The following is a 25,932-nucleotide window of genomic DNA, read 5'->3' on the forward strand; positions in this document are numbered from 1 at the left end:
AATCTAGCACTGCTAGACATCCGAGCACCGTTCCTGTTAGCGTCGCTCTTGTCGCTAGCAGTGCTAGATATCCAGGAGGACGAAATGCGCTTGGCCACGATCATGGGCTGGCTCGTCGTAGCGGCGGGCTTCTACTTCGGCCTGAGCTACCTGCTCGACGGTGACGGGGCCGCGTCGGGGTTCGGCATCGTCGACCCGACCGGCTACTACGTCGTGAAGGGCGTGCGAGATCTCGCCTACGCCCTGACGGCCTTGATCCTGCTGCTCCTGGGCCACCGCCGGGCACTCGGGTGGGTCGTCCTGGCGGACTCGATCATCCCGATCGGTGATTGCATAGCCGTGATGACGCACGGCGGCACCGTGGGCTACGCGCTCGCGGTGCACGGCTCCGCAGCGGTGCTCGTGCTGTTCACCGCGGCTCTGCTGCTCCGCGAGACAGCGCCAGGACGGTCTCCCGCAACACCGGCTCGCTGATCTCGTCGACCAGCAACCCGGTCACCACCTGGAACGCCCGCCGCAGCTCGGCGGGATCCACCGACGACACCAGCGTCCCCGCGAACGCCCCGGCGTCCCGCAGGTCGTCGAGCCCCCGCCCCTGCACCGCGGACACCCCTTCGCGCAGGCACCACAACGACATCACGTGGTCGCGCATCCCGTTGATCATGTGGACGGCCTGCCACACCCGCCCGCGCTCGATCGACGACCGCGCGTGCAACGCGTACAACCAGGCAAGACCGACGAGCTCGTCCCGATCGGGCTGCCCGGCGGGAGGAAGCTCATTGGCCTCCCCGAACAGCAACCGGAACGTGGGCCCGGTCGCCCCGAACTCGTCCGACGGCCAAAACGCGATGTCCACCTGCAACGTCGACCGCATCAGGAACACGCGGAACAGCACGTTGCCCCGCCGCACGTCAAGATGACCAACGGCGCCGCACGCCTGCATCAACGCCGTCCAGTCGGCGACCACGCCGTCCACGTCCCGCTCCACCGACAACGCGAAGTCGATGTCCGACCAGCGGTCCTCCCGGTCCACCGCGGCCGACCCGGTCACCGCCGCACCGACCACCCGGAAGTCGGTCTCGGCGGCGCGGACGAGATCGCCGCGCAACTGCTCGCGCTCTGAAACCCTGAACACCGCACAACCTTATGAGCTACGGCTGTCCGGTGCGGCTCCGCCGGGAGGGCGAAGCCGCACCGGGTGGGATCAAGCCAGTGCCACGGCGAAGACGTGCATGTTCCCGTCCTCCGGCAGCACGACGCTCGCCAGCGTCTTGCCCTCCGGAGCCACGTACGTCTTCGTGGCGAAGATGTGCGTGGCCACCTTCTCGTTGCCGCCGCCGAGCGTGTTGCGGTACGGCGTGGTCGCGAGGACGACGTTGCCGTAGCTCGGCGTCGCCCCGCCTCCGCCCAGCGTCCAGTCGCTGAACCCGATGTCCACCGAAGCGGTCGTGCCGTCGGTGAACGTGACAACGGCCGGCTTGGTGCGGGCACCGTTGGCCGCGGAACCCACGAAGGCGAGCCGCGTCCCGGACAGCGCAAGCGTTTGCTTCGCGGCGGTCGCGTTGTCGGGACGGCCCGCCGGGGAGGACGGCCACGTGAACGTCAGGCCGTCGACGGTGGCCGTGCCGCCCGGCGCCAGCCCGGCCGTGGCCAGTGCCTCCCGCGAGTAGCTGTAGCCGCCGCCGTCGAAGTCGCCCTCGCCGTCCGCGTCGGCGGAGGCGCCGACGTTGTTCACCGCGGCGAGCATGCTGCCCGCCGGCGCGACCTTCACCGTCTGCGGCAGCACGACCGGCTTCGAGGCGCCCTCGACGGTCACCGTCACGGTGATGTCGTAGAAGCCCTGCGCGGTACCGGGGCCGGCCGCGACCGTGAACGCCGCGGGCACGGTGCCGGTGGCCGGCGTGAACGACAGCGCGTCGGGACCGGTGATCGTGTAGGTCGCCTTCGGGTCGCCGTCGTAGAGCTTGACCGAGTTGACCTTCCCCTGGACCGAACCGCCGGGCTCGACGACGAGCTGACGCGGTTCGACCGTGAGGAAGTACGGCTGGTCGTGGCGGATCGGCTGCTCGCCGTCGCGGAACGACGGCGGGGCGTCCGCGGCGCCGGTGCCCCACGAGGACGCCGACCTGCCCAGCACGAAGTCGAGCCTGCCGCCGCGTTCCACGAACGACTCGGGCAGCCAGGTCTTCGACGACGCACGGCCGTTGACCTTCAACGACTGCACGTACTTCGTGGCCGTGCCGGCCTGGGGCGCGGTGATGGTGATGTCCCTGCCGCCGCCGCGGTTGATCTTCACCGACGTGAACAGCGGCGCGCTCAGCACCAGCTCGGCGCGGGACGGCACCTGCGGGTAGATGCCCATCGCGGTGAACACGAACCACGACGACATGGCGCCGAGGTCGTCGTTGCCGGGAATGCCGCCGGGGGCGTTCTTCCACAGCGTGTTCACCGTCTCGCGCAGCGTCTCCTGCGCCTTGGCGGGCTGACCGGTGTAGTTGTAGAGCCACGGCACGTTCACCGACGGCTCGTTGTCCAGTTCGGACTTCGCCCCGCCGCGGCCGGTCAGCGCCCAGCTGCCGTCGGCGTTGTGGAAGAAGTCGTCCAGCCGCTTGGTGGCGCGTTCCCGGCCACCGAGCGACTCCACGAGCCCGGCGACGTTGTGCGGGACCATCCACGTGTACTGGGCACTGCTGCCCTCGACGAACCCGTTGCCGGTGTCGGGCGTGAAGTCCTTGACCCACGTGCCGTCGGCGTTGCGGTTGCGGATGTACCCACCGGTGGCGTCCGCGACCGGGTCGAAGTTGTTCTGCCACCACTGGGCGCGTTCGGCGAACGTCCTCGCGGTCCTGCGGTCGCCCGTGCGCTCGGCGAGCTGGCTGATCGCGAAGTCCGCCGCGGAGATCTCCAGGGTCTCCGCGGCGCCGCCCCAGGCGTTCGAGACGGACGGCATGTACCTGTGCTTCAGGTACTTGTCGAGCGACGGCCGCTGCCCGACCGACATCACGGCCCAGCCCTCCTTGCTCAGGTCGAGCGCGGTCGGCACGGTCGCGGCCTTCACCAGCGACTTCAGCGACGCCCCGAGGTCGTAGCCGTTGCCGCCGAAGGCCGAGATGGCGGCCAGCGCGATCGGCGCCGGGTCGCCGTTCATGACGTGCGTGCCACCGTTGTTGTGTGTCCAGCGGTCCCACACGCCGTTGTTGTGCTCGGCCTGGTTGAGCAGCGACTGCGCGATGTCCGACCCGATCTGCGGTTCGAGCAGGGTGAGCAGCTGCAGCTGCGAGCGGTAGACGTCCCAGCCCGAGAACGTGCCGTACTGGGCCTTCTGCCTCCGCTTGTCGATCTTGTGGACCTCGCCGTCGAACCCGGCGTACTCGCCGTTGACGTCGCTGAAGAGGTTGGGGTGCAGCAACGAGTGGTACAGCGCCGTGTAGAACTTCGTCCGCTCGTCGTCGGAGCCGCCGCCGACCTCGATGCGCCGGAGCTGCTTCTGCCACGCGATGTACGCGTTGTCCCTCATGTCCTCGATGGACTGGCCCTTGTTCTCGGCCCTCAGGTTCGCCTTGGCGTTGTCCAGGCTGACGTAGGAGATGCCGATCTTCACGCCGACCTGCGAGCCCGGTGCGAACCCGAGGTACGCGCCGGAGCCCTTGCCCAGCACCGGCCAGCCGTTGGTGCCGTAGGTCGTGCCGCCCTTCGAGGTCGTGCTCCCGGGCGTGACAACGTTGTCCTGATACGTGCCGACCTCGGTGAACGCCTGGTCGAACTCCGCCACGAAGTGCAGCGTGTAGTAGCTGCGGCGGCCGGCCTGGTTGATGTAGCCGCAGAAGTTGCCGCTGGTCACGCTGCCGGTGATGGTGCGCTTGTCCCTGTCGACCACGGTCTGGGCGTCACTGCTGCCGACCTGCGACTTGGACGTGTTGACCAGCACCGTCGCCGGCTTGTCGGCGGGGAAGGTGAACCGCGCCGCGCCGGTGCGTTCGGTGGCGGACAGCTCGGCCTTCGCACCCGACTTGAGCGTCACGTCGTAACGGCCGGGCTTGGCCACCTCGTCCGCGTGCGCGAACTCGCTCGCGTAGACGGCGTCCGTCGCGTCGGTGGTCGGGCTGGTCGTGACGGTCCCGACGTGCGGGAAGATCGGGATGTCACCGCTGCCGCCCGCGCAGCCGGTCCCGGACATGTGGGTGAGGCTGAAGCCGCGGATCTTCGTGGCGTCGTACCGGTAACCGCCGGGAGCCGCGGCGCGCAGGGTGTTGCCGCGACTGGCCTCCGGGCTGAAGGAGAACATGCCGAACGGCACGACCGCGCCGGGGAAGGTGTTCCCGAGGTTGGTCGTGCCGATGAACGGGTTCACGTGTGCTGCCGGATCCGGCACCACCTGGACCTGGGGCTGAGCGGAGGCAGGGACCACTCCGAACGTCATGGCCGCCACCACCGCAGCTGTCGTGAGCACTCTTCGCCGCATGGTCGCGGACCCTACTTTCCGTGCCCGTCCAACCCCAGAGAGCGACGTGAAGTTGTCGTCAAACGGACAACCGCTGCTCCATGAAGGCCCTCAGCGCGGGCCAGTCGCAGTCCTCCGCGACCTCCACCCGGTAGTTCCCCTCGACGAGCGCGCCCTCGTCGTCGATGTCGAGCCCGTGGGTCTTCAGGACGAGGCTTCCGGGCACGACCGCCTCCGCCACGGCGACGGCGTCGTGGACGAGGATGCCCTCCTCGCGGTCGGAGCGGTTCTGGTCGGTGTTGGCGGCGAGGTAGGCCCGGTAGGTGCCGGTGAGGTTGCTCAGCACGGGGTCGACGTTCGCGAGGAACTCGGTGTCCGCGATGCACCGCTGCGTGAGGTTGAGCGGCACGACGACCGGGTTCCCCTTGCGGATCACCGTCCGCGCCGCCGCGGCGTCGGCCCAGAAGTTGAACTCGGCCCGGAGTGTCGTGTTGCCGATGCCGAGCCCGCCACCCATGACGATCAGCCGCGGGAACTCGACACCGGCGTCGAGCGCGGCGGCGATGTTCGTGAGCGGCCCGATCGCCGCCACGACGGTGTCCGGCGTGATCGTGTCCGCGAAGAACCGCACGACGTCCTCACCCTGCACGCCCCGCGGGTTCTCCGGCAACGTGAGCGCCTGCCCGCCGAGCCCGTCCGCGCCGTGCACGTCCGCGGCCCCGCCGGGCCCCTCGAACCCCTTGACCACGGGCACGTCGGTGCGCCCGAGGTGCGCGAGCAGCCGCAGCGCGTTGGCCGTCGTGAGGTCCAGCCCGACGTTGCCGAAGACCGTGGTCAGGCCTTTCAGCTCGACCTCGGGGCTGCGGGCCGCGAGCGCGATCGCGAACGCGTCGTCGACGCCGGGGTCGGTGTCGATGATGAGAGGAGTCGCCATGCCGCCAGCCTGCCTCACGGGCGGGCCGCGTCCCACGTGCCGCGCCTCTCACCGTCGCCCGGGCCACCCCACGACCGCGTCCGGCGCGCCGGCCGTCCGAAGTTAGAGTCTTCGTCCATGACTTCGATGTGGGGCGCACCGGTCTGGACCCGCTGGCGCAGGTCGCGCCGTGACCCGATGCAGGCGCGGTTCCTCACGGTGGACTCCCTGCGCTGGGTGCTGCGCCACCGCGCCTACACCCCCTGGTACCTCGTCCGGTACTGGCGCCTGCTGAAGTTCCGCCTGCTCAACCCGCACGTGGTGCTGCGCGGCATGGTCTTCTTCGGCAAGCGCGTCGAGGTCATGGCCCGGCCCGGCTTCGGCCGCCTCGAGATCGGCCGCTGGGTGCACATCGGCGACGGCAACGCGATCCGCTGCCACGAGGGGTCGCTGCGCATCGGCGACAAGGTCGTGTTCGGCAAGGACAACACGGTCAACTGCTACCTCGACATCGAGATCGGCGCGTCGTCGCTGGTCGCGGACTGGGTGTACATCTGCGACTTCGACCACAAGGTCGAGGACATCACGCTGCCGATCAAGGACCAGGGCATCGTGAAGTCCCCGGTCCGCATCGGGCCGGACTGCTGGCTCGGCGCCAAGGTCACCGTGCTGCGCGGCACCCGCGTCGGCCGCGGGTGCGTTCTGGGTGCCCACGCGGTGGTGCGCGGGGACGTGCCCGACTTCAAGATCGCGGTCGGGATGCCGGCCAGGGTCGTCCGGGACCGGCGGGCCGACTACGAGGCGGACGCGCAGCGGCGGGCGGACATCGCCGACATGGCCCGCAAGGCCAAGGAGGCCTTGGCCCAGCGGGAGCAGTCGTCCGACGCGTCAGCGTGAGTCGGCCAGCCGCGGCCACGCCAGCGGCGCGAGCTGCGGGCGCTTCGGGCTGAACCCGTCCCCGGGCTGCCGGCCGATCAGCCGGTTCCGGGTCCGCGTGTACGCCACCGGCAGCACCTGGTCCCGCAACCACCGCCAGTGGTCCAGGACCGAGGCCGGCGCCGCCGCGCCCTCCAGCGGCGTGAGCCACGACGGGTCGAACGGGATCTCCAGCGCCGACAACAGGTGCCCGGCCAGCCGCCGGTGCCCCAGCGACGACAGGTGCAGCCGGTCCGGCCCGAAGTACCGCGAGTCGTGCACGCACTCGTCGGCGGCGACGTCGACCAGAACCGCGCCGTAGCGCGAAGAAGCGTCACGAACGGCCGCGTTCAGGGCCTCGATCCGGGGCCGCATGCGCCACCCGAACGGCATGCGGTGCGAGATGTCGCTCAACGTGAAGACGGCGACGGTCGGCGCGAACGACGTCACGGCGCGCACCATCGCGTCGACCCGCTGCTCCAGTTGCGAGGCCGAAGCCCCGGACATCACGTCGTTGCCGCCGCCGAAGAGCACCACCAGGTCGGGGTCCAGCGCGGACGCGGACGGGACCTGCTCCACCAGCATCTGGTCGAGCCGGCGGCCGCGCACGGCGAGGTTGGCGTAGCGGAAGCCGGGTGCGTCGAGCGCGGACGCGACGCGGTCGGCCCAGCCGCGGTAGCGGCCGTCGGGCAGCAGGTCGTCCAGGCCCTCGGTGCAGCTGTCCCCGAGCGCCACGAAGCGTTGGTAGGTCATTCAGTCCTCGGTCACCTTCTGTTCACGGGACCGGCGACTGTAGCGGACCTAGGTGAACAGATTTCCCGTCGCGATCTTGGGACGCCCGAGGACGCGCGGCTCGCGCACCGAGGCCTTCGAGTAGACGGCCGCCGTGCCGGAAGCGATGGTGGCCCAGTTGAAGTCGGTGGCCAGACGTGCTTTCGCGGCACGGGCGCGCGCCGCCGCCGCAGTGGGGTCGGAGAGCACGGCACGCACGCCGCGCGCGAGTCCGTCCACGTCACCGGGTGCGAACGACAGACCGGTGACGCCGTCCACCACGACCTCGCCGAGGCCGCCGGCGGTCGAGGCGACCAGGGGGGTCCCGGCCGCGGCGGCCTCCAGGGCGACGATGCCGAAGGGTTCGTAGCGCGAGGGCAGCACGACGGCGTCGGCCGCGGTGAGCAACGCCGCCAGCGACCTGTCGGAGAGGTGGCCGACGAACTCGACGGCCCGCAGCACGCGGTGCTTGCGCGCCTGGTCCCGCAGCCACTCGGTCTGCGAGCCGCCACCGGCGACGACGACGCGCGTGCCGCGGTGGAAGCGGCGGATCCGGGGCAGGGCGGCGATCAGGTCCTGCACGCCCTTCTCCCACTCGATGCGGCCGAAGAACAGCAGCAGCGGGTCGCCGTGCGGCGAGTGGGCGCGGCGGGCGGCGCCGACGTCCTTCGCGCGCACCTTCCAGCCGCCGGGCTCGATGCCGTTGTGCAGCACGGAGACGTCGGCGGTGTCCACTTCGAACAGGTGCGCGACCTCGCCGCGCATCGCCGACGAGCAGGTGATCAGCGAGTCGGCGCGGTTCGCGAGCCACCACTCCACCGAGTGCACCTGCTGGTTCAGCGGGTGCGACAGCCAGCCGGAGTGCCGGCCCGCCTCGGTCGCGTGGATCGTCGCCACCAGCGGCACGCCGAACGCCTCGGCCAGCGCCACGGCCGGGTGTGCGACGAGCCAGTCGTGCGCGTGCACGACGTCCGGGCGCCACGAGCCCAACGCCAGGCCGGCGCGCGTCATCGCGTGGCCCATCGCGAGGGTCCACGCCAGGAGGTCCTTCTCGAACACGAAGTGCGCCGGGTCCTCGGCGACGCGGACCAGCCGCACGCCCTCGCTCACCACGTCGACGGTGGGGTGCGTGACGGCGTCGGTGCCGGAAGGTTGTCGGCAGAGCACGACGACGTCGTGCCCCTGCGCGGCCAGCTGTGTCGCGAGCGCGTGGACGTGCCTGCCCAGTCCGCCGACGACCACCGGCGGGTACTCCCACGACACCATCAGCACGCGCATCCCGTTACCTCATTCCTCGCGCGTCCAGATGCCCGAACGGGCCGTCCGCCGCGCGGAGTTCCGCCGCCCTCGCACGTCCACGACCGCCGCGCGCCAGCGCCGCGAGCTCGCTGAAGCGGTCGCTGTGAATCTTCGCGCGGTACCGGGCGTAGTCGGCGGCCGAGTCCTTGGTGACCATGAAGGCCCAGTCGCTCGACAACGCCAGCAGCGCCTCGCGCACCGCCTGGTCCAGCACCGGATCCCGCACGTCGGAGGAGAAGTCCAGCCCCAGCAGCTCCTGCTGCACCGACGCGTTCAGCGACACGATGTCGGACACCTGCGCACCGTCCCACACGCGCCAGTCCTTGCCGCTGCCCCACGACGACGCCGGCAGCTCGACCGGCGCGCCCACGTGACCCGCCTCGGCGGCGCCGCGCAACGTCGTGACCCGGACACCCGCCTCGGGCAACGCGCGCAGCACGGCCTCCAGCCACAGAGGACCCTCGTGCCACCAGTGCCCGTACAGCTCGGTGTCGTAGGCCGCGACGACCAGGCCACCGTCGATGGCCCGCAGCCGCTTCACGACGGTCTCGACGAAGTCGGCCACGTGCCGGTCGAGAGCCTCGCGCGCCAGCAGCGGGTCGTACGGCCGCTTGTCCTCCGGCGACACGTTCTTGCCCGTCACGCGCGACGGCTTGAGGCCCGTCGGGTGGTCGTAGGTGTGAAAATCCCGGTACGCGGCATCGCCCGGATAGCCGACCTTCGGCGACCAGACGCGGTACGAGACCTCGAGGTCGCGGCCGAACGCCAGCACGTCCGACGATCCGACGGGATGCGCGGACGAGGTGTCGCCGTGCAGCGCGGGCCCGTCGACCAGGAACCGCCGCACGCCGGCCGCCGCGTACCCCGCCTCCATGCCGGGCGAGTAACCGCACTCCGGCGCCCAGATCCCCTCCGGCGCGCGGCCGACGCGCAGCGCCGTGTCGTCCAGGCCGGTCCGCAGCGCGAAAGCCCGCACCTTCGGGTCCAGCAACGGCTGGAACGGGTGCGTCGCCGGACCGCCGAGCAGCTCGATGGCCGAGGAGTCCACAAGGGAGCGCAGCAGGGGCGAGAACCCGTGCCGCCACTGGCTCTCGAACTTCTCCAGCGCCCACGACGACGCGCGGTGCTCGTACGCGGACAGCTCGGGCAGCCGCTCCCCGGCGAAGTGCGAGCGCAGGTGCCAGTTGCCGAGCCAGTCGTGCATGCCCCGCAGGCAGTACGGGTCGTCGAGCTGCGCGGCCAGGACCGGTGTGACGCCGAGCGTGAGGACGTCGGTGCGGCCCTCGTCGGCGAACCGGCGCAGCATGTCCACGACGGGCAGGTACGAGTGCGCCCACGCCTGGTAGAGCCACTCCTCGCCGACCGGCCACGCGCCGTGGTGGGCGAGCCAGGGCAGGTGGCTGTGCAGGACCAGGCAGAACGTTCCCTCGGACTTCGTGGAGGTCACGTGCGCACCGCCACGGCGACGAGGTCGAGGGACGCGTCCATGTCGTCGGGCGTGATGTCGAAGTCCCGCACCGTCACCGACTCCACCGCCTCCTTCAGCTCGGCGGGCCACGGCGCACCGGACAGGGCGACTTCGACCTGTGCGTCGATGATCTGTCCGTTCAGGAGCATGTCAAGCCTCTCGCCGTGACGCAGCCCCGTCAGTTCGTCAACGCGGAAACCAGCCCCGCGCAGCATCTCGTCCAGTTCGGACGGTGCCAGTTCCCTGGTGTGGAACGGGTTCAGCGGGGTGTCCTGGCCGGGCGAGAACGTCAGCCTGTTCGGCGTGGTGACGATGAGCTTCCCGCCGGGGCGCAGCACCCGCCGGCACTCGGCGAGGAAGCCCTCCTGGTCCCAGAGGTGCTCGATGACCTGCAGGTTCGCGACGACGTCCACGCTGCCGTCGCGCAACGGCAGCGTCGCGAGGTTCCCGCGCAGCACGTCGAGCTGCGGGTACGCGCGCGACACGTGCTGCGACGTCAGCTCGTCGTAGTCGAGCGCTACGACCCTGCGCGCGACCGTGCGGATCAGCTGGGCGCCGTAGCCCTCGCCGCAGCCCGCCTCCAGCACGACGGCGTCCGCGCAGTGGCCGATGAGGTGCAGATATGCGGCCTCGTGGCGCCGGAACCAGTAGTTCTCTTCCGCGATACCGGGCACTGTGCGTTCGCCGGTCAGGGGGAGGGTCACGCCCGTCAGGTTACTTGTCAGTAGAGCGCCTGCGAACTACCTGGTGCGCGATGGCGACGGCGGCGCCGGTCCCGGCGAGCACCGCGGTCGTCGGGGCGTCCATGTACTTGGACAGGCTGGGTGCCTCGCTCGGTCCGGCGAGCCACGTCGTCAACGGGGTGGCGTAGGCGAGTGCGAGAGCGCCGGCCCACCAGCGCAGCGCCTGCGAACGGCGGTCGCGCAGGCTCGCGACGAGCAGGACGGCGATCGGGATGCCGGAGAGCAGCACGAACCCGCCGATCACCATGACCGGGACCGCCCACGCCGCGACCAGCGCGGACGTCGACGGGTGGGCGGCGGTGCGAGTGGCGATCCCGGACATGACGAGCTCCTTCGTTCGTTAGCATCACTTGCGTCAGTTATATCCTCTAACTAAGGTGATGCCATGAAGCTAGGGTGTCACCGCTGCGGGTGTCAATAACGAATGTGAGAGGGTCTAACGATGACGGAGACGGTGCGGAACCCGCGCGAGCGCTACCGGGCCCAGGTGCGCGACGAGATCAAGCGGCACGCGTGGCAGCAGATCGCCTCGACCGGCGTGACGGCGTTGTCGATCAACGCCATCGCCAAGGAGATGGGCATGAGCGGGCCGGCCCTCTACCGCTACTACGCCGGCCGCGACGAGCTGATCACCGCGCTCATCCGGGACGCCTACCGCAGCCTCGCCGACGCCGTCCGCGCCGCCCACGGGGCCGGGACCACCGTCGTGGCGCTCGCGGGCGTCATCAGGCGGTGGGCGCTGAGCGATCCGCACCGGTACCTGCTCATCTACGGCACGCCGGTGCCCGGCTACCACGCGCCCGAGGACATCACCGCGATCTCGGACGAGATCCTGGCGGTGCTGCTCCAGGTGTGCGGGGGACCGGCGGACGAGGCGCCGCGGACGCCGTTCGACCTGGTCCTGGGCATGAACCGCCAGTGGGCGGCCGCCCTGCCCGCGCCGACCCCAGCCGTCCACCGCGCGCTGTCGTTCTGGACGCGGGTGCAGGGCGTGCTCTCGCTCGAGCTCGCCGGGCACTTCACGCCGATGGGGATCGACGCCGGTCTGCTGCTGGCGGAGGAAGTGGCGGAGTTGGGCTCAGAACGGTGAGATCGTGACGGCCAGCGCGCCCGGTCCCACGTTCGCGCCGATGGCCGCGCTGACCTGGGTCAGGACGATGTCGCGCGCGTGCGGGATCCGCTGGCGCAGCATCTGGAGCAGCTCGTGGCCGTCCTCCTCGGCCGCGAAGTGCTCGACGGCGAGGTCGACGTTGCGCCCGTAGGCCTGCGCCACCGCCTTGTCGACGAGCTTGCCCAGCGCCCGGTCGCGGCCGACGACCTTGTCGAACGGCTCCACCTCGCCGTTGGCGACCGTGAGCAGCGGCTTGACCGACAGCGCGTCGCCGAAGAGCTTCGCCGCCGCGCTCACCCGGCCCGCCTGGCGCAGGTACTGCAGGGTGTCGACGTAGATGAGCACGCTCGCGTCGCGGCCGCGCTGCTCGGCGACGCTGCGCGCGTTCTGGACGTTGCCGCCGGCCTGCACGACCCGCGCCGCCGCGAGCGCCGCGAACCCGAGCGTCATGCCCGAGGAGTGCGAGTCGACGATGAACACCGGGACGCGCGACTTCGCCGCGGCCACCTTCGCCGCGTCCGTCGCGGGGAGAGCTTCGGCGTCACGTGCACCGAGACGATCGTCTCCGCGCCCTTCGCCCACGCGTCCTGGTAGGCCCAGAAGAACGCATCGGGCGCCGGAGGCTGCGTCGAGATGGGGATCTGCGCCTCCATCGCCTGCAGCAGCCGCTCGGTCGGCACGTACGCCTCGTCGATCAGCTCCGACCCGATCTTCAGCTGCATGGGGACCGTGATGATGTTGAACCGGTCCGCCAGACGGGCGGGCAGCGACGCGGTCGAGTCGGTGACGACGGCTACTCGTGAGGACACGAACGAGAAGGTTAACCAAGGGTGATCGAAGTGGCCACGACCGATGGTTGGCAATTCGTGTGATCTCGACCTTCGCGGTTGCATTCCGTGTACGCCGAACGCACGGGCCGACCGCTCCGGAAAGGCGCCTCGCCAGACACAATCGGGTGACTGCGGCTTGTCTGGTGTTGATCTACATTTACGGCGTTTGTGCTGGAAAGTGGTGCTATGGGGCGATTTCCTCGGAGTCGTTCCGTCCACTTTCGACGCTGGTTGGGGCCATGAGCCGTGGGTAAGCTCGCTCAATCTTCAGCACGGTTGAGCGAGTAGGTGACCATGGGTGCAAAAGAGCAGGAACTGGTTCCGCTGCACGCCGGTTTCGACGTTGTCTACCGAGGTTTTCACCGACGTCAGGTCATCGAGCACATCGAGGGTCTCGAGGAGCAGTTGCGCTTCACGAGCCTCGACCGGGCCGAGGCGCTGGCACAGGCGGCCGATCTGCGCAAGCTGCTGGAGATGACGCGCCAGGACCTGGAAGAGGCGCGCGCCAGGATCGAGCGCCTCGAGTCGACCTCGGGCACGCACGCGAGCGCGACCGAACGGATGCACCGCATGCTCCGCCTCGCCGAGGACGAGACCGCGGAGATGCACCTGCGGACCGAACGCGAGTGCGCCGACCTCCGCGCGCGCACCGACGTGGAGCTGGCCGCGCTGCGCGCCGCCGCGGAGCAGGAGGCCGCGGCCATGCGCGCCGAGGCCGAGGCCGAGCTCCACGCGTCGCGCCAGGACTGCGCCACCCGTGCCGCCGCGATGGAACGCCGTGAGCTCGAGGCGGAGCGCCGCTGCGCCGACCTCGAGGCCCAGCACCGCCAGCGCGCCGACGAGGTGGAGCGCGAGTGCACCGAGGCAGTCGCCCAGGCCCAGGCCGACGCGGACAGGCTGCTGCGCGAGACGGCGTTGCAGTGCAACTCGCTGGAGGCCGACTCCGAGCGCAAGCGCCAGAAGGCGGAGCAGTTCCTCGAGCTGACCATCACCCGCCGCCGCAACGAGGCCGCGCGCCACCTGCAGGAGCAGGAGGCGCTGGCGCGCGCCCGCTCGGAGTTCGTGGTGAAGATGGCGTGCCGCGAAGCCCAGCGCCGCCTCGCGGAAGTCGCCGAGCGCACCGCCGAGCTGCACGAGCTGCGCCGCGCCGTCCACTCGCAGCTGTCCGCGGTCCGCGCCGCCCTCTCCGTGGCCGCCGACCGGATCACGCCCGTGCACGTCCCGGAGCAGGTGGCCGCCTCGTGAAGCGCTGGATGCCGCTCGTCGCGGGCGCGCTGATGGTGCCCGCGTCGGTGACGGCGTTCGGCTTCTCCGTCTACGGCGAGGAACTCCAGACGGCCCTGTCGTCCTCGCCCGCAGCCCCGGTGGTGGCGGGCCCGGTGCCGGTCTCCGACTTCGCCGCCCCCGTCCGGATGGAACCCGCCGCTCCTCTGCTCCTGCCGCCGGCGGTGGCCCAGCAGGCGGTGCGCGACCTGTTCACCACCCACTCGGTCAAGGGCGTCACCTTCGCGCCGGGCACCGCGTCCCTCGTGGGCCGCGGCGAGGACGTGCGCCGAAGCCTGGCGAGCGTGCTGCGCAACGTCTCGGGCTCCGTGACGCTGGTGGCGCACGCGTGGAACGGCGAGACCGCATCGCACAGGTGCGACGTGCTCGCGCTGGAGAGGGCCGGCCTGCTGCGGCAGTACCTGGCCGAGCAGGGCGTGGCGAGCACGATCACCACGCGGGTCGTCGTGGACCCGGTGTGGGGCCCGCCCGCGGACTTCGGACCTCAGATCGACGTCCTCGTGAGCTAGGAGCCTTCGCATGGCAGGGGCAGTCGGGATCGTCTTCGGGCTGTGCGTGCTGTCCTTCACGTTGGGGGCGGCCCTGATGTACACGCTGGTGCGGCGCCGCGAGGAAACCGCCCTGGCCGAGTCCGCTCGACCGGAACAGCCGGCCGAGCGCACGTGGGTTCCCAAGCCCACCACCGTCGAACCGGTCGCCGACGACTACGACACGCGGCCGATCCACCGCAACCCGGTGGTGGGGCTGTCACAGCTGGAACCGGCGCTGGCTTCGCTCTCTGAGCCGGTGTCGGGACCGGTGCTGAGGTCGGTGCCACGGCTGGACCTGCGGGCGGTGGGCGAGGTCCCGCCCGAGCCGGTCCCGGTGGAGCCGCAGCCGGCGGTGGAGCCGCGGCCGGCGGTTGCCGCGAAGCCCGCGGTGGCTGCGGAGGCCGAGGAACTCGAGTTGCTCGTGGAGTTCGGGGACGCGGGGGAGCCGGTGACCGCCAAGGCTCCGATCGCTGCGGCTCCGATCGCTGCGGCTCCGATCGCTGCGGCTCCGATCGCTGCGGCGATACCGGAACCGGCCGTCGCGCCCGAGCCGACCGCCGGTCCCGAACGCGATCCCGCTCCCGTGGCCGAGGACGCCGAGCCGAGCGACGAGCCCGAAACTGTCGGTGCCGCTCGATACGATCAGGATGGGGACTTCGAGCCCCCCGTGGGGGAACCTGAAGCCCCCGAACCAACGGTAGCGGCCGGCACCGACACTCCCGTGCTGCCGCCGCCCGCCGCACCGCAGCCCGTCGAGCGCGCGACGTGGGTGGAGCGGGAGGACTTCCGGCAGCGCTACCTGAGGACGTTCGAAGAGGTGCGCCGCAAGGCGGACAGCAACTGACCGCGGGGGTTTCGTGTTCGTCGGCTTGGAGGTTCGACGACGCGGCGGTGTCGGACGGGGGCGGTGCCAGGCACTCGGGGACAGTGGCGTGAGACCGGCTGTGCGCGGATTCGGCTGCGCACAGGACTGCCGCGCAGGAGACCGGCCGCGCATGAGGCTGGTCTGGCACAAAGCTGGTCGCGCAGGAGACCGGCCGTGCATGGCACCAGCCAGGCACGAGGCCGGTCGCGCAGGAGATCCGGTTGAGTGTCAGACCTGCTGAGTACGTTGGTGCGCGGGGGTTCCTGATTCCGAGGGGACCCTTGCGCAAGCCTGCCGTGCCTGCCGTCCGCTCCACCACAGCGGCCCCACGCCGCCGCTGCCACCCGGAACCCCCAACCCGGCAGCCACACCCACGACCACGCCCCACAACCACAGCCACACCCACAGCCGTGTCGGAAACTCATCGGTCCATGTCCGAAACCGGCAGGACACCGCCCCCGCGCGCTGATATCAATCGATCATGACTTCCGCCACGGACCGCACCGCCCTCTTCCACGCCCTCCACGCGCAGGGCCCGCTCGTCCTGCCCAACGCCTGGGACGTCGCCTCCGCCCTCATCGTCGAGGCGGCCGGCGCCCAGGCCGTCGCCACCACCAGTGCCGGGGTGGCGTGGAGCCTCGGCGCGCCGGACGGGGACGCGCTCGACCGCGACCTCGCCATCGATCTCGTCGCGAGAATTGTCAAGGCGGTCGAGGTCCCGGTGACCGCGGACATCGAGTCCGGTTTCGGCGAGGACGCCGCCGGGGTCGCGGAGACGGCGAAGGCCGTCGAGGAGGCGGGCGCGTCCGGCGTCAACATCGAGGACGGGCGGGGCGCGGCGCTGAGGGACGTGCGGGAGCAGAAGGAACGTCTGCAGGCGGCGCGGGAAGGTGCGCCGACGCTCTACATCAACGCGCGCGTGGACGTGTTCCTGCGGGGGATCGGTGAGCCGCAGGAGAGGCTGCAGCACACGCTCGACCGCGCGCGGGTCTACCTGGAGGCGGGAGCCAGCGGCATCTTCGTGCCGGGCGTCACCGATCTCGAGACCGTGGAGCTGTTGGCGCGGAACATCAACGCGCCGTTGAACGTGCTGGCCGGTCCGGGCGCGCCCGCGGTCCGAGAGCTCGGGACCGCGGGCGCCGCCAGGATCAGCGTCGGTACGGCGCTGGCGTCAGCCGCCTACGCGACCGCCAAGAAGGCGGCCGAGGAGTTGCTGGCGAAGGGTACGTACGACAGCACCGGTGAGGGCTTGGGCTACGCCGAGCTCAACGCCCTCTTCCGCTAGTGCCTCTTGCCGCCGCGGAACTTGCGCAGCAGCTGCTCGGCCTGCGCGCGCTTGCGCGGGTCCTGCGCCATCTGCCGTGCCTTGGCTTGGAGCTTGTGGCCCTGCGGGCTGCGCAGGAACCTGGTGATCTTGTCCATGAAGCCGGCCATCGGTCCTCCAGGTGTCCGTTACGTCCATTTCAACGGACGAAACCGTTCCCGGAGTTCCCGGCAGTCAGACCGGCGAAACGGTGATGCCCAGCGCACCTGGTCCGACGTGGGCGCCGATGGCCGAGCTGACCTGCGTCACCATGAACTGGCGGACGTTCGGCACGTTGCGGCGGAGGTTGCGCAGCAGGCGCGAGGCCTTCTCCTCCGCGTCGAAGTGCTCCACGGCCACGTCCACGGTGTCCGTGCCCGCGCGCTTGACCGCGATGTCGAGCATCCGGTTGAGCGCGCGGTCGGCGCCGATCACCTTGTCCAGCGGCGTGATCTGGCCGTCGGCCATGGTCAGCAGCGGCTTCATCGACAGCACCCCGCCGACCAGGGCGGCCGCGGCGCCGATGCGGCCGCCGCGGCGCAGGTACTCGAGCGTGTCCACGTAGATCAGCTCGGTCGACCTGTCGAAGCGTCGCTGGGCCGTCGCGAGCACCTTCTCGACGCTGCCACCCGCCTCGGCGACCTTCGCGGCGGCCTGGACGGCGTAGCCGATGCTCATCCCGCAGGTGTGGGTGTCGATGACGTGCACGGGCACGCGGACCTTGGCGGCGGCTTCCCTGGCCGCCTCGACGGTGGCGGACTGGCGGCTCGACACGTGCACGGACACGATCGAGCGAACGCCCTGCGCCGCCAGTTCGTCGTACGTCCAGAAGAACGCGTCCGGATCGGGTGGGATCGTCGTCACGGGCACGTTCGAACGCATGGCCGAGACCAGGTCCGGGACCGGGATGCGGGACTCGTCGTCGGTGTGGTCGCCGATCCGCACCTGGATCTGCACCACTTCGATGCCGAGCGTCTTGGTCAGCTGCGCCGGGAGGCAGGCCGTGGAGTCGGTCACGATAGCTACTCGCCGGTACATGTCAGCGCAGCCTAGACCCCGAATGGGTTAAGTCTCAGTTGGTGGCGTGAACGGGTGACAACTGTCACGCTAGCGGGGTGCTTGCTGCTGTTTGCGCGACTGCTACTGGCGGGTAACATCCGGGTGATGGCAGGGTCGTGAACACCCGGCGGCGCAGTTCTAGAGTCCTCTGCGCAAGCGTCGCCGCCCGTCCGCAGGAGGTCGAAGAGGACCTATGAACATTGTTGTCCTGGTCAAGCAGGTGCCTGACACCTGGTCCGAGCGCAAGCTCACCGACGCCGACCACACCCTTGACCGCGAGTCCGCGGATGCCGTGCTCGACGAGATCAACGAGCGCGCCGTCGAAGAGGCCCTGCTGCTGCAGGAAGCCCACGGCGGTGAGGTCACCGTGATCGCGATGGGTCCCGACCGCGCCACCGACGCGATCCGCAAGGCGCTGTCGATGGGTGCCGACAAGGCGATCCACGTGAGCGACGAGGCGCTGCACGGGTCGGACTCGCTGGCCACGGCCAAGGTCCTCGCGAAGGCGATCGGCACGGTCGAGAACGTCGACCTGGTCATCGCGGGCAACGAGGCCACCGACGGCCGCGCGGGCGCTGTCCCGGCCATCCTCGCCGAACTGCTCGGCCTGCCGCAGGTCACCCAGCTGCGCAAGGTCACCGTCGACGGTTCCACGATCAAGGGCGAGCGCGAGACCGACGAGGGCGTCGCCTTCGTCGAGGCGTCGCTGCCGGCCGTGGTCTCCGTGACCGAGAAGATCAACGAGCCGCGCTACCCGTCCTTCAAGGGCATCATGGCCGCGAAGAAGAAGCCCGTCTCCACGCTGACCGTGGCGGACCTCGGCGTCGACGCGTCCGAGGTCGGCCTGTCCGGCGCGTACACCCAGGTGCTCGAGGCGTCCCCGAAGCCGCCGCGCAGCGCGGGCCAGCGCATCGAGGACGGTGGCGACGGCGGTCAGAAGATCGCCGAGTTCCTCGTCGGCCAGAAGCTCATCTGAGGGAGGGGAAGTCATGTCTGAAGTTCTCGTTCTGGTCGACCACGTCGACGGCGAGGTCAAGAAGGTCAGCTACGAGCTGCTGACGGCCGCGCGTCGCCTGGGCACCCCGGCCGCCGTGGTCGTGGGCGCCTCCGGCACCGCGTCCAAGATCCGCGAGTCGCTCGGCAGGTTCGGCGCCGCGAAGGTCTACGCCGTCGAGTCCGACGACGCCGCCAACTTCCTGGTGACCCCGAAGGTCGACGCGCTGGCCGCCCTCGTCCCGAACGCGTCCGCGGTGCTCGTCTCCGCGACGGTCGAGGGCAAGGAGGTCGCGGGCCGGCTCGCCGCGCGCATCGGCTCCGGCTGGCTGGTCGACGTCGTGGACGTCGAGGCCGACGGCACCGGCGTGCAGTCCATCTTCGGTGGCGCGTTCGTCGTCAAGGCGAAGGTCAGCAAGGGCACCCCGGTCATCACGGTCCGCCCCGGCGGCGTCGAGGCCGAGGAGTCCGCGGCGGACGCCGTGCTGGACGAGTCGGTCTCCATCTCCGTGGACGCCGCCAAGTCCGCCCGCGTGACCTCGCGCGAGGCCGTCGTCGGTGGCGACCGCCCGGAGCTGACCGAGGCCTCGGTCGTCGTCTCCGGTGGCCGCGGTGTCGGTTCCGCCGACAAGTTCTCCGTCGTCGAGGAGCTCGCGGACTCGCTCGGTGCCGCCGTCGGTGCCTCGCGCGCCGCGGTCGACTCGGGCTACTACCCGCACCAGTTCCAGGTCGGCCAGACCGGCAAGACGGTCTCGCCGCAGCTGTACGTGGCGCTGGGCATCTCCGGTGCCATCCAGCACCGCGCCGGCATGCAGACCTCGAAGACGATCGTCGCGGTCAACAAGGACCCCGAGGCCCCGATCTTCGAGATCGCCGACTTCGGCGTGGTGGGCGACCTGTTCAACGTCGCCCCGCAGCTGAAGGAAGAAGTCGCCAAGCGCAAGGGCTGAGCACCCTCCGCGCTGCCAACGGCCGCCCCGCCTCGGTGGGGCGGCCGTTGGCGTTTAAGGTCGTCTTTCATGATCGGGAAGGAGCTCCACCTGGACCGCGTGCTGGGGCGTGGTCGGCGGTGACGAGTCTTTCGGGGAGAAGAGCGTTGAGCGACAACAGCTTCGTCGTGCGAGGCCACGGCATGGGCTTCGAGGACGAAGACCGGACCATGTTCACGGTCGGCGTCGCCGAGCAGCCCGACGGCGGCGGCAGGCAGCTGATGGTCACGGCGAGCGAGGACGACCTCGACGACGCCGACTACGACATGGACTCGTACTGCGTCGTCGACGACGAGCACCGCTGCACGTACGGCGGCGTGACCCGGGCGGAACTCACCGGCGGCGTGCTGGTGCTGGAGTTCTCCGAGAAGGCGGTCGCGGAGCTCGAACTGGCCGGGCCCGTCCTCTCGGTGGAACTCGACCTCGCCCCGGACGTCGTCGCGGAGCTGGCGAACGGCTACCGGCGCGTCTTCACGTTCGGGCGCGAGAGCTTCCGCCCGGTGCTGAGCGGTGACCTCGCCTGAAGCGGGTGTCCGTTTCGGGATGCTAAGTGTAGTCAGGGATGTGCCAGGGCTTTGGCGAAGTCTGTCCGCATCGACCGAGTGAAAGGGTCCTGATGCGACAGATCAAGCGAGTGGCGTCCGTGGTGCTCGGCCTCACGATGGCCGCCGGTTTCATGACGCTCGCCGCCGCGCCGGCCAGTGCCGACCGCCCGTGCACCGGACGTCAGCAGAAGCTCTACTTCATGGGCGAGAAGGACGCGAACTTCGGCGGCAGCGGCATCGACACGTTGCTCAACTGCCACGCCACCAAGCGCAAGGCGAGCATCGACGTCTCGCGCGGCTTCGACCCGGACTGCAAGAACATCCCGTTCGGCGAGACGCGGTCCTTCGAGTACAACCGGCTCAAGGGCATCGCGGAGTACAACAAGCCCAAGTGGTGCTGAGTCCCGCGACCCGCGAAGCCCCTCCGCGAGGAGGGGCTTTTCGCATCTCCGGGGGTTAACCCGACTGCCACTGACCGGTCATCGTTCTGACCTGCTGTCATTCGCCGACCCGGCCCCACCCTGGTTCGCATGACGCAGCCGGAACTGCTTGTCAGCACCCCTGTCCGACAGGACGGGGACGCTCCTCGCTACTCCCTCCTCGTCGCCCGTGACAGCGAAGAGGTCGTCGCCGCGCAGAAACTGCGCTACGAGGTGTTCGCCGGTGAGATGGGGGCGACGCTGCACACCGGCGTGCCCGGCCACGACGTCGACGAGTTCGACCGGCACTGCGACCACCTCGTGGTGCGGGACGACCGGACCGGCGAGATCGTCGGCGGCTACCGCATGCTGCCGCCCGAGCGGGCCAGGGAGGCCGGGCGGCTCTACAGCGACGGCGAGTTCGACCTCGCCAACCTCGACGACATCCGGCACAGCACCGTCGAGACCGGGCGCTCGTGCGTGCACCCCGACCACCGCAACGGCGCCGTCGTCAGCCTCGTGTGGGCGGGCATCGCGCGGTACATGTTGCTGAGCGGCCACAAGTGGCTCGTCGGCTGCGCGTCGATCCCCCTGCAGGACGGCGGGAGCTTCGCGGCCGGGGTGTGGGACGTGGTGCACGCCAAGCACTTCGCGCCCGAGCGGTACCGCGTCACGCCGCACAACCCGTGGGACGTCGACAGCGTCGCGCGGCCGGAGAAGACGGTGCTGCCGCCGCTGCTGAAGGGCTACCTGCGGCTCGGCGCCAAGATCTGCGGACGGCCCGCGCTCGACGCGGACTTCGGCGTCGCCGACCTGTTCATCCTGCTCGGCATGGACCACGTGGACCAGCGCTACCTCAAGTTCTTCCTGGGGGAGACGTCATGAGCCACGCCTGGATGCCCGCGTCGCCGTGCGGTGACGGGTGCGTCGGTGCGACGCCCGCGGAGGTCGGCAGGGTCCGCCAGGTCTGGCGAGCGGTCACGGCGGTCACCGCGCTGCTGTGCGGCGTCGCGATCGGCCTCGCCCTCCTGCTGCCGGGCAAGCAGCGCGAGAGCGCCATCAGGCTGTGGTTCCGCGCCGTGCTCCGTGCGTTCGGCGTCCGGCTGGAGGTGCACGGCGCGCGGAGGTTCCAGGAGATCCCCGAGCGCGGCGTGCTCGTCGCGAGCAACCACGTGTCGTGGCTCGACGAGCTCGCGATCGACTCGGTGCAGCCGATCAAGCTCGTCGCCAAGGAGGACATCCGGAGCTGGCCGGTGCTCGGCCGGATCATCACCGCGGCGGGCACCGTCTACCTCGACCGCGAACGGCTCCGCGAGCTGCCCCGGACCGTCGAGGAGCTGGCGGCGACCCTGCGCGGCGGCAGCGCCGTCGGCATCCACGCCGAGGGCACGACGTGGTGCGGGCTCGCGTCCGGGCGCTACAAGCCGGCGCTGTTCCAGGCCGCGCTCGACGCCGGTGTGCCGGTGCGGCCGATCGTGCTGCGCTACCGGATCGGCGACCACCTGACGACGCAGCCGGCGTTCATCGGCAGCGACACGCTCGTCGACTCGATCCGGCGCGTGCTGAAGGTGAAAGGCCTGGTCGTCGAGGTGCACGTGCTCGACGAGATCGCTCCCGGCAGGGCCGCGACGCGCAGGGAGCTCGCGAAACTCGCCGAAGAGCAATCACGCCGCTTGACCTCGACCGAACTGGAGATAGCACCATCAAGGGGTGACAGTCACCGCTCCCGCCCCGTCTCGCCTCTGGTCGCCTGACCGCCGCTGGCCCACGATGGGCATCCTCCTGCTGGTCACCCTGCTCGCCTTCGAGGTGATGGGGGTCAGCACGGCGATGCCCACGATGGTCCGCGAGCTGAGGGGTGAGGCGCTCTACGCGTGGCCGTTCCTCGCGAACCTGGCGGCGAGCGTCATCGCGACGGTCTTCTCCGGACGGTTGTCGGACCGGCGCGGACCCAAGCCCGCGGTGCTGATCGGCGTGGTGCTGTTCCTCGCCGGCCTCGTGGTCGCCGGTGCGGCGCAGACCATGACGACGCTGCTCGTCGGCCGGGTGCTGCAGGGCTTCGGCGCCGGCTTCCTGATCGTCGCGGTCTACGTGCTGATCGCGCTCGCCTACTCCGAGGAGGACCGGCCGGCCGTGTTCGGCGCGCTCTCCTCGGCGTGGGTGATCCCGTCGCTGGTCGGACCGGCGGTCGCGGGCTGGGCCACCGAGCACCTGAGCTGGCGCTGGGTGTTCCTCGCGGTCGTGCCGCTGATCCTGCTCGGCAGCGTTCTGCTCGTGCCGGTGCTCAAGAAGCTGCCCCCGCACGGTGCCACGCCGCCGCAGCGCAGGCACCTGCCGGCCGCCGCCGTGGCCGTCGGTGCCGGCGTGGTGGGCCTGAGCTGGGCGTTGCAGCACCGCACGTGGTGGCTGCTCGCGGTGGCGGTGCTGCTGCTGGCGCCGGCCCTGCGCGTCCTGCTGCCGAAGGGCACGCTCCTCGCCCGGCGCGGCCTGCCCGTCACGATCCTCGCCCGCGGCCTGCTGGCGGGCTCGTTCTTCGCGGTCGAGGGCTTCATCCCGCTCACGCTGACCGTCGTGCACGGCTACTCGCCCCTGGAGGCGGGCATCCCGCTCACCCTGAGCGCGCTCGGCTGGGCCGGTGCGTCGATGTGGGCCTCACGGCACCCCGAGATCGAGCGCCACACCCTCGTGCGCGTCGGGTTCCTGTTCTCCGCGACCGGCATCGCGGCCGTGACGCTCATCGCACCCTCGTGGGGTCCCGCCTGGCTCACCCCGGTCCTGTGGGGCGTCGCGGGCGCCGGCATGGGCATGGCGACGTCGAGCGTCGGTGTGCTGATGATGGCGGCGTCGCCCGAGGCCGACCGCGGTTTCAACTCGGCCGCGCTGCAGATCAGCGACATGCTGTTCTCGGCGACCATGATCGGCATCGGCGGTGTGCTGGTCGTGGCGACGGCACCGACCGCGGGCGTGGTGGTGCTGAACCTGTCGATGGCGGCGTTGGCCGTGGTGGGAGCGATTCTGACCGGGCCCCGCATGCGGGCTACCCTTGAGGCCTGATGGCTTATCTCGACCACGCGGCCACGACCCCCATGCACCCCGAGGCGGTCGCGGCCATGACCGAGGCGTTGTCCACCACGGGCAACGCCTCGTCGCTGCACACCTCCGGCAGGCGGGCGCGGCGAGCGGTCGAGGAGGCCCGCGAGACGATCGCCGACGCCCTGGGCGCCCGGCCGTCCGAGGTGCTGTTCACCGGCGGCGGCACGGAGAGCGACAACCTCGCGGTCAAGGGCATCTACTGGGCGAGCGGGAAGCGCCGCGTGCTGGCCTCCGCCGTCGAGCACCACGCCGTGCTGGACGCCGTCGAGTGGCTGGAGCACCGGGGCGCCGAGGTCACCTGGCTGCCGACCGACCGCTTCGGCCGCGTGTCCGCCGAGTCCGTGGCCGAGGCGCTGGACGACGACGTCGCGCTCGTCACCACGATGTGGGCGAACAACGAGGTCGGCACCATCAACCCCGTGCACGACATCGCCGCCGTGTGCGCCGAGCGCGGTGTGCCGTTCCACACGGACGCGGTGCAGGCCGTGGGCGCCGTCCCCGTCGACTTCGCCGCTTCCGGTGCCTCCGCGCTGACCATGACCGGCCACAAGGTCGGCGGTCCCTACGGCGTCGGTGTGCTCCTCCTCGCGCGTGACGTGAAGTGTGCGCCGTTGCTGCACGGTGGCGGCCAGGAGCGCGATGTGCGGTCCGGCACGCTGGACGTGCCGTCGATCGTCGGCCTGGCGCGCGCGGTGCGGATCGCCGTCGACGAGCAGGAACAGCGCGCCGCCGAGCTGACGGCGCTGCGCGACGAGCTGATCGCGTCGGTGCGCGCGGTGGTGCCGGACGTGATCCTCAACGGCGACCCGTCCGACCGGCTGCCCGGCAACGCGCACCTGACGTTCCCCGGTTGCGAGGGCGACAGCCTGCTGATGCTGCTCGACGCCCGCGGTGTCGAGTGCTCGACGGGCTCCGCGTGCACGGCCGGTGTCGCGCAGCCGAGCCACGTGCTCGTCGCCATGGACGTCGAACCGGCGCTGGCCAGGGGGTCGCTGAGGTTCTCGCTCGGGCATACGTCGACCCGCGCCGATGTTGAGGAACTCGTGTCGGTGATCGGTCCGGTGGTGGAGAGGGCCCGCACGGCGGGTCTGGCAGGCATGAGGCGTTCCCGGAAGGTGGTCGAGCAGTGAAGGTCCTCGCGGCGATGAGCGGTGGTGTCGACTCCGCGGTGGCGGCGGCACGCGCCGTCGAAGCGGGGCACGACGTGACCGGCGTGCACCTGGCCTTGTCGGCGAAGCCCGGCACCCTGCGCACCGGGGCGCGCGGCTGCTGCACCGTCGAGGACGCCCACGACGCCCGGCGCGCGGCCGACCTCATGGGCATCCCGTTCTACGTCTGGGACTTCGCCGAGCGCTTCACCGAAGAGGTCGTCGAGGACTTCGTCGCGGAGTACGCGGCGGGCCGCACGCCGAACCCGTGCCTGCGCTGCAACGAGCGCATCAAGTTCGAGGCGTTGCTGGACAAGGCGATCGCCCTGGGCTTCGACGCCGTCTGCACCGGCCACTACGCGCGCCTCGAGGTGGTCGACGGCCGTCCCGAGCTGCGCCGCTCGGCCGACCTGGGCAAGGACCAGTCCTACGTGCTGGCGTCGCTGACGGCGGACCAGCTCGCGCACGCCATGTTCCCGTTGGGGGACACGACGAAGGACGACGTCCGGGCCGAGGCGGCGTCGCGCGGTCTGTCGGTCGCGAAGAAGCCGGACAGCCACGACATCTGCTTCATCCCGGACGGCGACACGCAGAAGTTCCTGGCCGGTCGCATGGAGACCAAGCCGGGCCTGCTGATCGACGACGCGACCGGCGCGGTGCTCGGCCGGCACGCGGGCGTGCACGAGTTCACCGTGGGCCAGCGCAAGGGCCTCGGCATCGACGGTCCCGCCCCCGACGGGCGGCCGCGGTACGTGCTCGCGCTGGAGCCGGTGTCGGGCAACGTCCGGGTCGGCTCGGCCGAGAAGCTCGCCGTGACCGGCATTTCCGCTTCCTCACCCGTCGCCCACGTCCCGTTCGACGGGCCGGTCGAGTGCGTCGCGCAGGTGCGGGCCCACGGCGGCACCGCTCCGGCGGTGGCCGAGCTGGTCGACGGCGTGCTGCGGGTGCGGCTGCGGGAACCGCTCAAGGGCGTGGCACCCGGTCAGGCCGTCGCGATCTACCGCGAGGACGCGGCGGGCGACGTCGTGCTGGCGAGCGCGACCATCGACGCCACCAGCTAAATCGCTTGTAGGGCCGGGAAAGCGGATCTAGCGTTCGCTGTGTGACGTTCATGGACACGCTGTTCCCGGAGTCGGACCTGGCCGCTCGCGCCCGCAGCGCGTTCCGGTGCTTCGTCAGCCCCGCGGACCGGCGGAAGCTGAGCGGTCAGGCC

At 70.9% G+C, this 25,932-nt stretch carries 28 protein-coding genes; 16 read left to right on the top strand and 12 right to left on the bottom strand.

The window, feature by feature from the left end:
* Positions 1 to 84 precede the first annotated feature (84 nt).
* Positions 85 to 474 (top strand): DUF4267 domain-containing protein, encoded by a 390-nt coding sequence (locus V1227_RS34575; RefSeq protein WP_329789412.1) that lies wholly within the window; start codon positions 85 to 87, stop codon positions 472 to 474.
* Here the strand turns inward: V1227_RS34575 and V1227_RS34580 are convergent.
* From V1227_RS34580 to V1227_RS34590, 3 genes are all read right to left on the bottom strand, one after another.
* Complete coding sequence (locus V1227_RS34580) at positions 410 to 1,135, bottom strand: nucleotidyltransferase domain-containing protein (RefSeq protein WP_329789413.1); 726 nt, start codon at positions 1,133 to 1,135, stop codon at positions 410 to 412. The two genes, V1227_RS34575 and V1227_RS34580, sit on opposite strands and share 65 nt — an antisense overlap.
* A gap of 69 nt (positions 1,136 to 1,204) precedes the next feature.
* A complete protein-coding gene (locus V1227_RS34585; protein ID WP_329789414.1) occupies positions 1,205 to 4,462 on the bottom strand; it encodes a GH92 family glycosyl hydrolase in 3,258 nt (1,085 codons plus the stop codon).
* Positions 4,463 to 4,520: 58 nt separating this feature from the next.
* Positions 4,521 to 5,375: a nucleoside hydrolase gene (locus V1227_RS34590; protein ID WP_329789415.1), complete on the bottom strand. Its 855-nt coding sequence runs from the start codon at positions 5,373 to 5,375 to the stop codon at positions 4,521 to 4,523.
* 117 nt (positions 5,376 to 5,492) lie between these two features.
* Here V1227_RS34590 and V1227_RS34595 point away from each other — a divergent pair, with 117 nt between their 5' ends.
* On the top strand, positions 5,493 to 6,251 hold the full coding sequence (locus V1227_RS34595; protein ID WP_329789416.1) for an acyltransferase: 759 nt from the start codon (positions 5,493 to 5,495) through the stop codon (positions 6,249 to 6,251).
* Here V1227_RS34595 and V1227_RS34600 read toward each other — a convergent pair.
* From V1227_RS34600 to V1227_RS34620, 5 genes are read right to left on the bottom strand one after another with little or no spacing between them, the layout of a single operon-like run.
* The gene (locus V1227_RS34600; protein ID WP_329789417.1) at positions 6,243 to 7,022 is read right to left on the bottom strand and encodes an SGNH/GDSL hydrolase family protein; all 780 of its coding nucleotides are present in this window, start codon (positions 7,020 to 7,022) and stop codon (positions 6,243 to 6,245) included. The two genes, V1227_RS34595 and V1227_RS34600, sit on opposite strands and share 9 nt — an antisense overlap.
* A 48-nt stretch (positions 7,023 to 7,070) precedes the next feature.
* Entirely contained in the window at positions 7,071 to 8,318 is a 1,248-nt protein-coding gene (locus tag V1227_RS34605; protein ID WP_329789418.1) for a glycosyltransferase family 4 protein, read from the bottom strand.
* A 4-nt stretch (positions 8,319 to 8,322) separates the two neighbouring features.
* Entirely contained in the window at positions 8,323 to 9,786 is a 1,464-nt protein-coding gene (locus V1227_RS34610; protein WP_329789419.1) for a glycoside hydrolase family 57 protein, read from the bottom strand.
* Positions 9,783 to 10,520, bottom strand: a complete 738-nt coding sequence (locus tag V1227_RS34615) for a class I SAM-dependent methyltransferase (RefSeq protein ID WP_329794180.1) — start codon at positions 10,518 to 10,520, stop codon at positions 9,783 to 9,785. The genes V1227_RS34610 and V1227_RS34615 overlap by 4 nt, the downstream gene beginning before the upstream one ends.
* A 1-nt stretch (position 10,521) precedes the next feature.
* Positions 10,522 to 10,872 carry a hypothetical protein gene (locus tag V1227_RS34620; protein ID WP_329789420.1) on the bottom strand — a complete coding sequence of 117 codons (351 nt, stop codon included), beginning with the start codon at positions 10,870 to 10,872 and terminating at the stop codon, positions 10,522 to 10,524.
* A 120-nt stretch (positions 10,873 to 10,992) separates the two neighbouring features.
* Between V1227_RS34620 and V1227_RS34625 the strand changes: the two genes are divergently transcribed.
* Positions 10,993 to 11,640, top strand: a complete 648-nt coding sequence (locus tag V1227_RS34625; RefSeq protein ID WP_329789421.1) for a TetR/AcrR family transcriptional regulator — start codon at positions 10,993 to 10,995, stop codon at positions 11,638 to 11,640.
* Here the strand turns inward: V1227_RS34625 and V1227_RS34630 are convergent.
* Together V1227_RS34630 and V1227_RS34635 are read right to left on the bottom strand one after the other, a co-directional pair.
* On the bottom strand, positions 11,629 to 12,168 hold the full coding sequence (locus V1227_RS34630; RefSeq protein WP_329789422.1) for a DegV family protein: 540 nt from the start codon (positions 12,166 to 12,168) through the stop codon (positions 11,629 to 11,631). The two genes, V1227_RS34625 and V1227_RS34630, sit on opposite strands and share 12 nt — an antisense overlap.
* On the bottom strand, positions 12,108 to 12,470 hold the full coding sequence (locus tag V1227_RS34635) for a DegV family protein (protein WP_329789423.1): 363 nt from the start codon (positions 12,468 to 12,470) through the stop codon (positions 12,108 to 12,110). Before V1227_RS34635 ends, V1227_RS34630 begins: the two co-directional genes overlap by 61 nt.
* 315 nt (positions 12,471 to 12,785) lie before the next feature.
* On the opposite strand from V1227_RS34635, the gene V1227_RS34640 reads away from it, so the two are divergent.
* From V1227_RS34640 to V1227_RS34655, 4 genes are all read left to right on the top strand, one after another.
* Positions 12,786 to 13,736 carry a hypothetical protein gene (locus V1227_RS34640; RefSeq protein ID WP_329789424.1) on the top strand — a complete coding sequence of 317 codons (951 nt, stop codon included), beginning with the start codon at positions 12,786 to 12,788 and terminating at the stop codon, positions 13,734 to 13,736.
* Complete coding sequence (locus tag V1227_RS34645) at positions 13,733 to 14,284, top strand: hypothetical protein (RefSeq protein WP_329789425.1); 552 nt, start codon at positions 13,733 to 13,735, stop codon at positions 14,282 to 14,284. The genes V1227_RS34640 and V1227_RS34645 overlap by 4 nt, the downstream gene beginning before the upstream one ends.
* A 46-nt stretch (positions 14,285 to 14,330) precedes the next feature.
* Positions 14,331 to 15,149: a hypothetical protein gene (locus V1227_RS34650; RefSeq protein WP_329789426.1), complete on the top strand. Its 819-nt coding sequence runs from the start codon at positions 14,331 to 14,333 to the stop codon at positions 15,147 to 15,149.
* A 502-nt stretch (positions 15,150 to 15,651) separates the two neighbouring features.
* Positions 15,652 to 16,455 (top strand): isocitrate lyase/PEP mutase family protein, encoded by an 804-nt coding sequence (locus V1227_RS34655; protein WP_329789427.1) that lies wholly within the window; start codon positions 15,652 to 15,654, stop codon positions 16,453 to 16,455.
* On the opposite strand, the gene V1227_RS34660 is transcribed toward V1227_RS34655, so the two are convergent.
* Together V1227_RS34660 and V1227_RS34665 are read right to left on the bottom strand one after the other, a co-directional pair.
* A complete protein-coding gene (locus tag V1227_RS34660; RefSeq protein WP_236216316.1) occupies positions 16,452 to 16,604 on the bottom strand; it encodes a hypothetical protein in 153 nt (50 codons plus the stop codon). The genes V1227_RS34655 and V1227_RS34660 overlap by 4 nt on opposite strands.
* Positions 16,605 to 16,668: 64 nt before the next feature.
* On the bottom strand, positions 16,669 to 17,511 hold the full coding sequence (locus V1227_RS34665) for a DegV family protein (RefSeq protein ID WP_329789428.1): 843 nt from the start codon (positions 17,509 to 17,511) through the stop codon (positions 16,669 to 16,671).
* 214 nt (positions 17,512 to 17,725) lie between these two features.
* Between V1227_RS34665 and V1227_RS34670 the strand changes: the two genes are divergently transcribed.
* The 9 genes from V1227_RS34670 to mnmA all read left to right on the top strand — a co-directional run bounded on the left by V1227_RS34670 (position 17,726) and on the right by mnmA (position 25,780).
* Positions 17,726 to 18,508: an electron transfer flavoprotein subunit beta/FixA family protein gene (locus V1227_RS34670; RefSeq protein WP_236216312.1), complete on the top strand. Its 783-nt coding sequence runs from the start codon at positions 17,726 to 17,728 to the stop codon at positions 18,506 to 18,508.
* Between the two features lie 13 nt (positions 18,509 to 18,521).
* Positions 18,522 to 19,475: an electron transfer flavoprotein subunit alpha/FixB family protein gene (locus tag V1227_RS34675; RefSeq protein ID WP_329789429.1), complete on the top strand. Its 954-nt coding sequence runs from the start codon at positions 18,522 to 18,524 to the stop codon at positions 19,473 to 19,475.
* A gap of 146 nt (positions 19,476 to 19,621) precedes the next feature.
* A complete protein-coding gene (locus V1227_RS34680) occupies positions 19,622 to 20,038 on the top strand; it encodes an Imm10 family immunity protein (RefSeq protein WP_329789430.1) in 417 nt (138 codons plus the stop codon).
* A 92-nt stretch (positions 20,039 to 20,130) separates the two neighbouring features.
* Entirely contained in the window at positions 20,131 to 20,460 is a 330-nt protein-coding gene (locus V1227_RS34685) for a hypothetical protein (protein ID WP_329789431.1), read from the top strand.
* 129 nt (positions 20,461 to 20,589) lie between these two features.
* Positions 20,590 to 21,363, top strand: a complete 774-nt coding sequence (locus V1227_RS34690; protein ID WP_329789432.1) for a GNAT family N-acetyltransferase — start codon at positions 20,590 to 20,592, stop codon at positions 21,361 to 21,363.
* A complete protein-coding gene (locus V1227_RS34695; RefSeq protein ID WP_329789433.1) occupies positions 21,360 to 22,232 on the top strand; it encodes a lysophospholipid acyltransferase family protein in 873 nt (290 codons plus the stop codon). Before V1227_RS34690 ends, V1227_RS34695 begins: the two co-directional genes overlap by 4 nt.
* Complete coding sequence (locus V1227_RS34700) at positions 22,189 to 23,532, top strand: MFS transporter (RefSeq protein WP_329789434.1); 1,344 nt, start codon at positions 22,189 to 22,191, stop codon at positions 23,530 to 23,532. Before V1227_RS34695 ends, V1227_RS34700 begins: the two co-directional genes overlap by 44 nt.
* Positions 23,532 to 24,701, top strand: coding sequence for a cysteine desulfurase family protein (locus V1227_RS34705; protein WP_329789435.1), 1,170 nt, complete (start codon positions 23,532 to 23,534; stop codon positions 24,699 to 24,701). Before V1227_RS34700 ends, V1227_RS34705 begins: the two co-directional genes overlap by 1 nt.
* Positions 24,698 to 25,780 carry a tRNA 2-thiouridine(34) synthase MnmA gene (gene mnmA / locus V1227_RS34710; protein WP_236216296.1) on the top strand — a complete coding sequence of 361 codons (1,083 nt, stop codon included), beginning with the start codon at positions 24,698 to 24,700 and terminating at the stop codon, positions 25,778 to 25,780. Before V1227_RS34705 ends, mnmA begins: the two co-directional genes overlap by 4 nt.
* Positions 25,781 to 25,932: the final 152 nt, after the last annotated feature.

This window comes from Lentzea sp. DG1S-22 (assembly GCF_036321065.1).
GTDB classification, from domain to species: domain Bacteria; phylum Actinomycetota; class Actinomycetes; order Mycobacteriales; family Pseudonocardiaceae; genus Lentzea; species Lentzea jiangxiensis.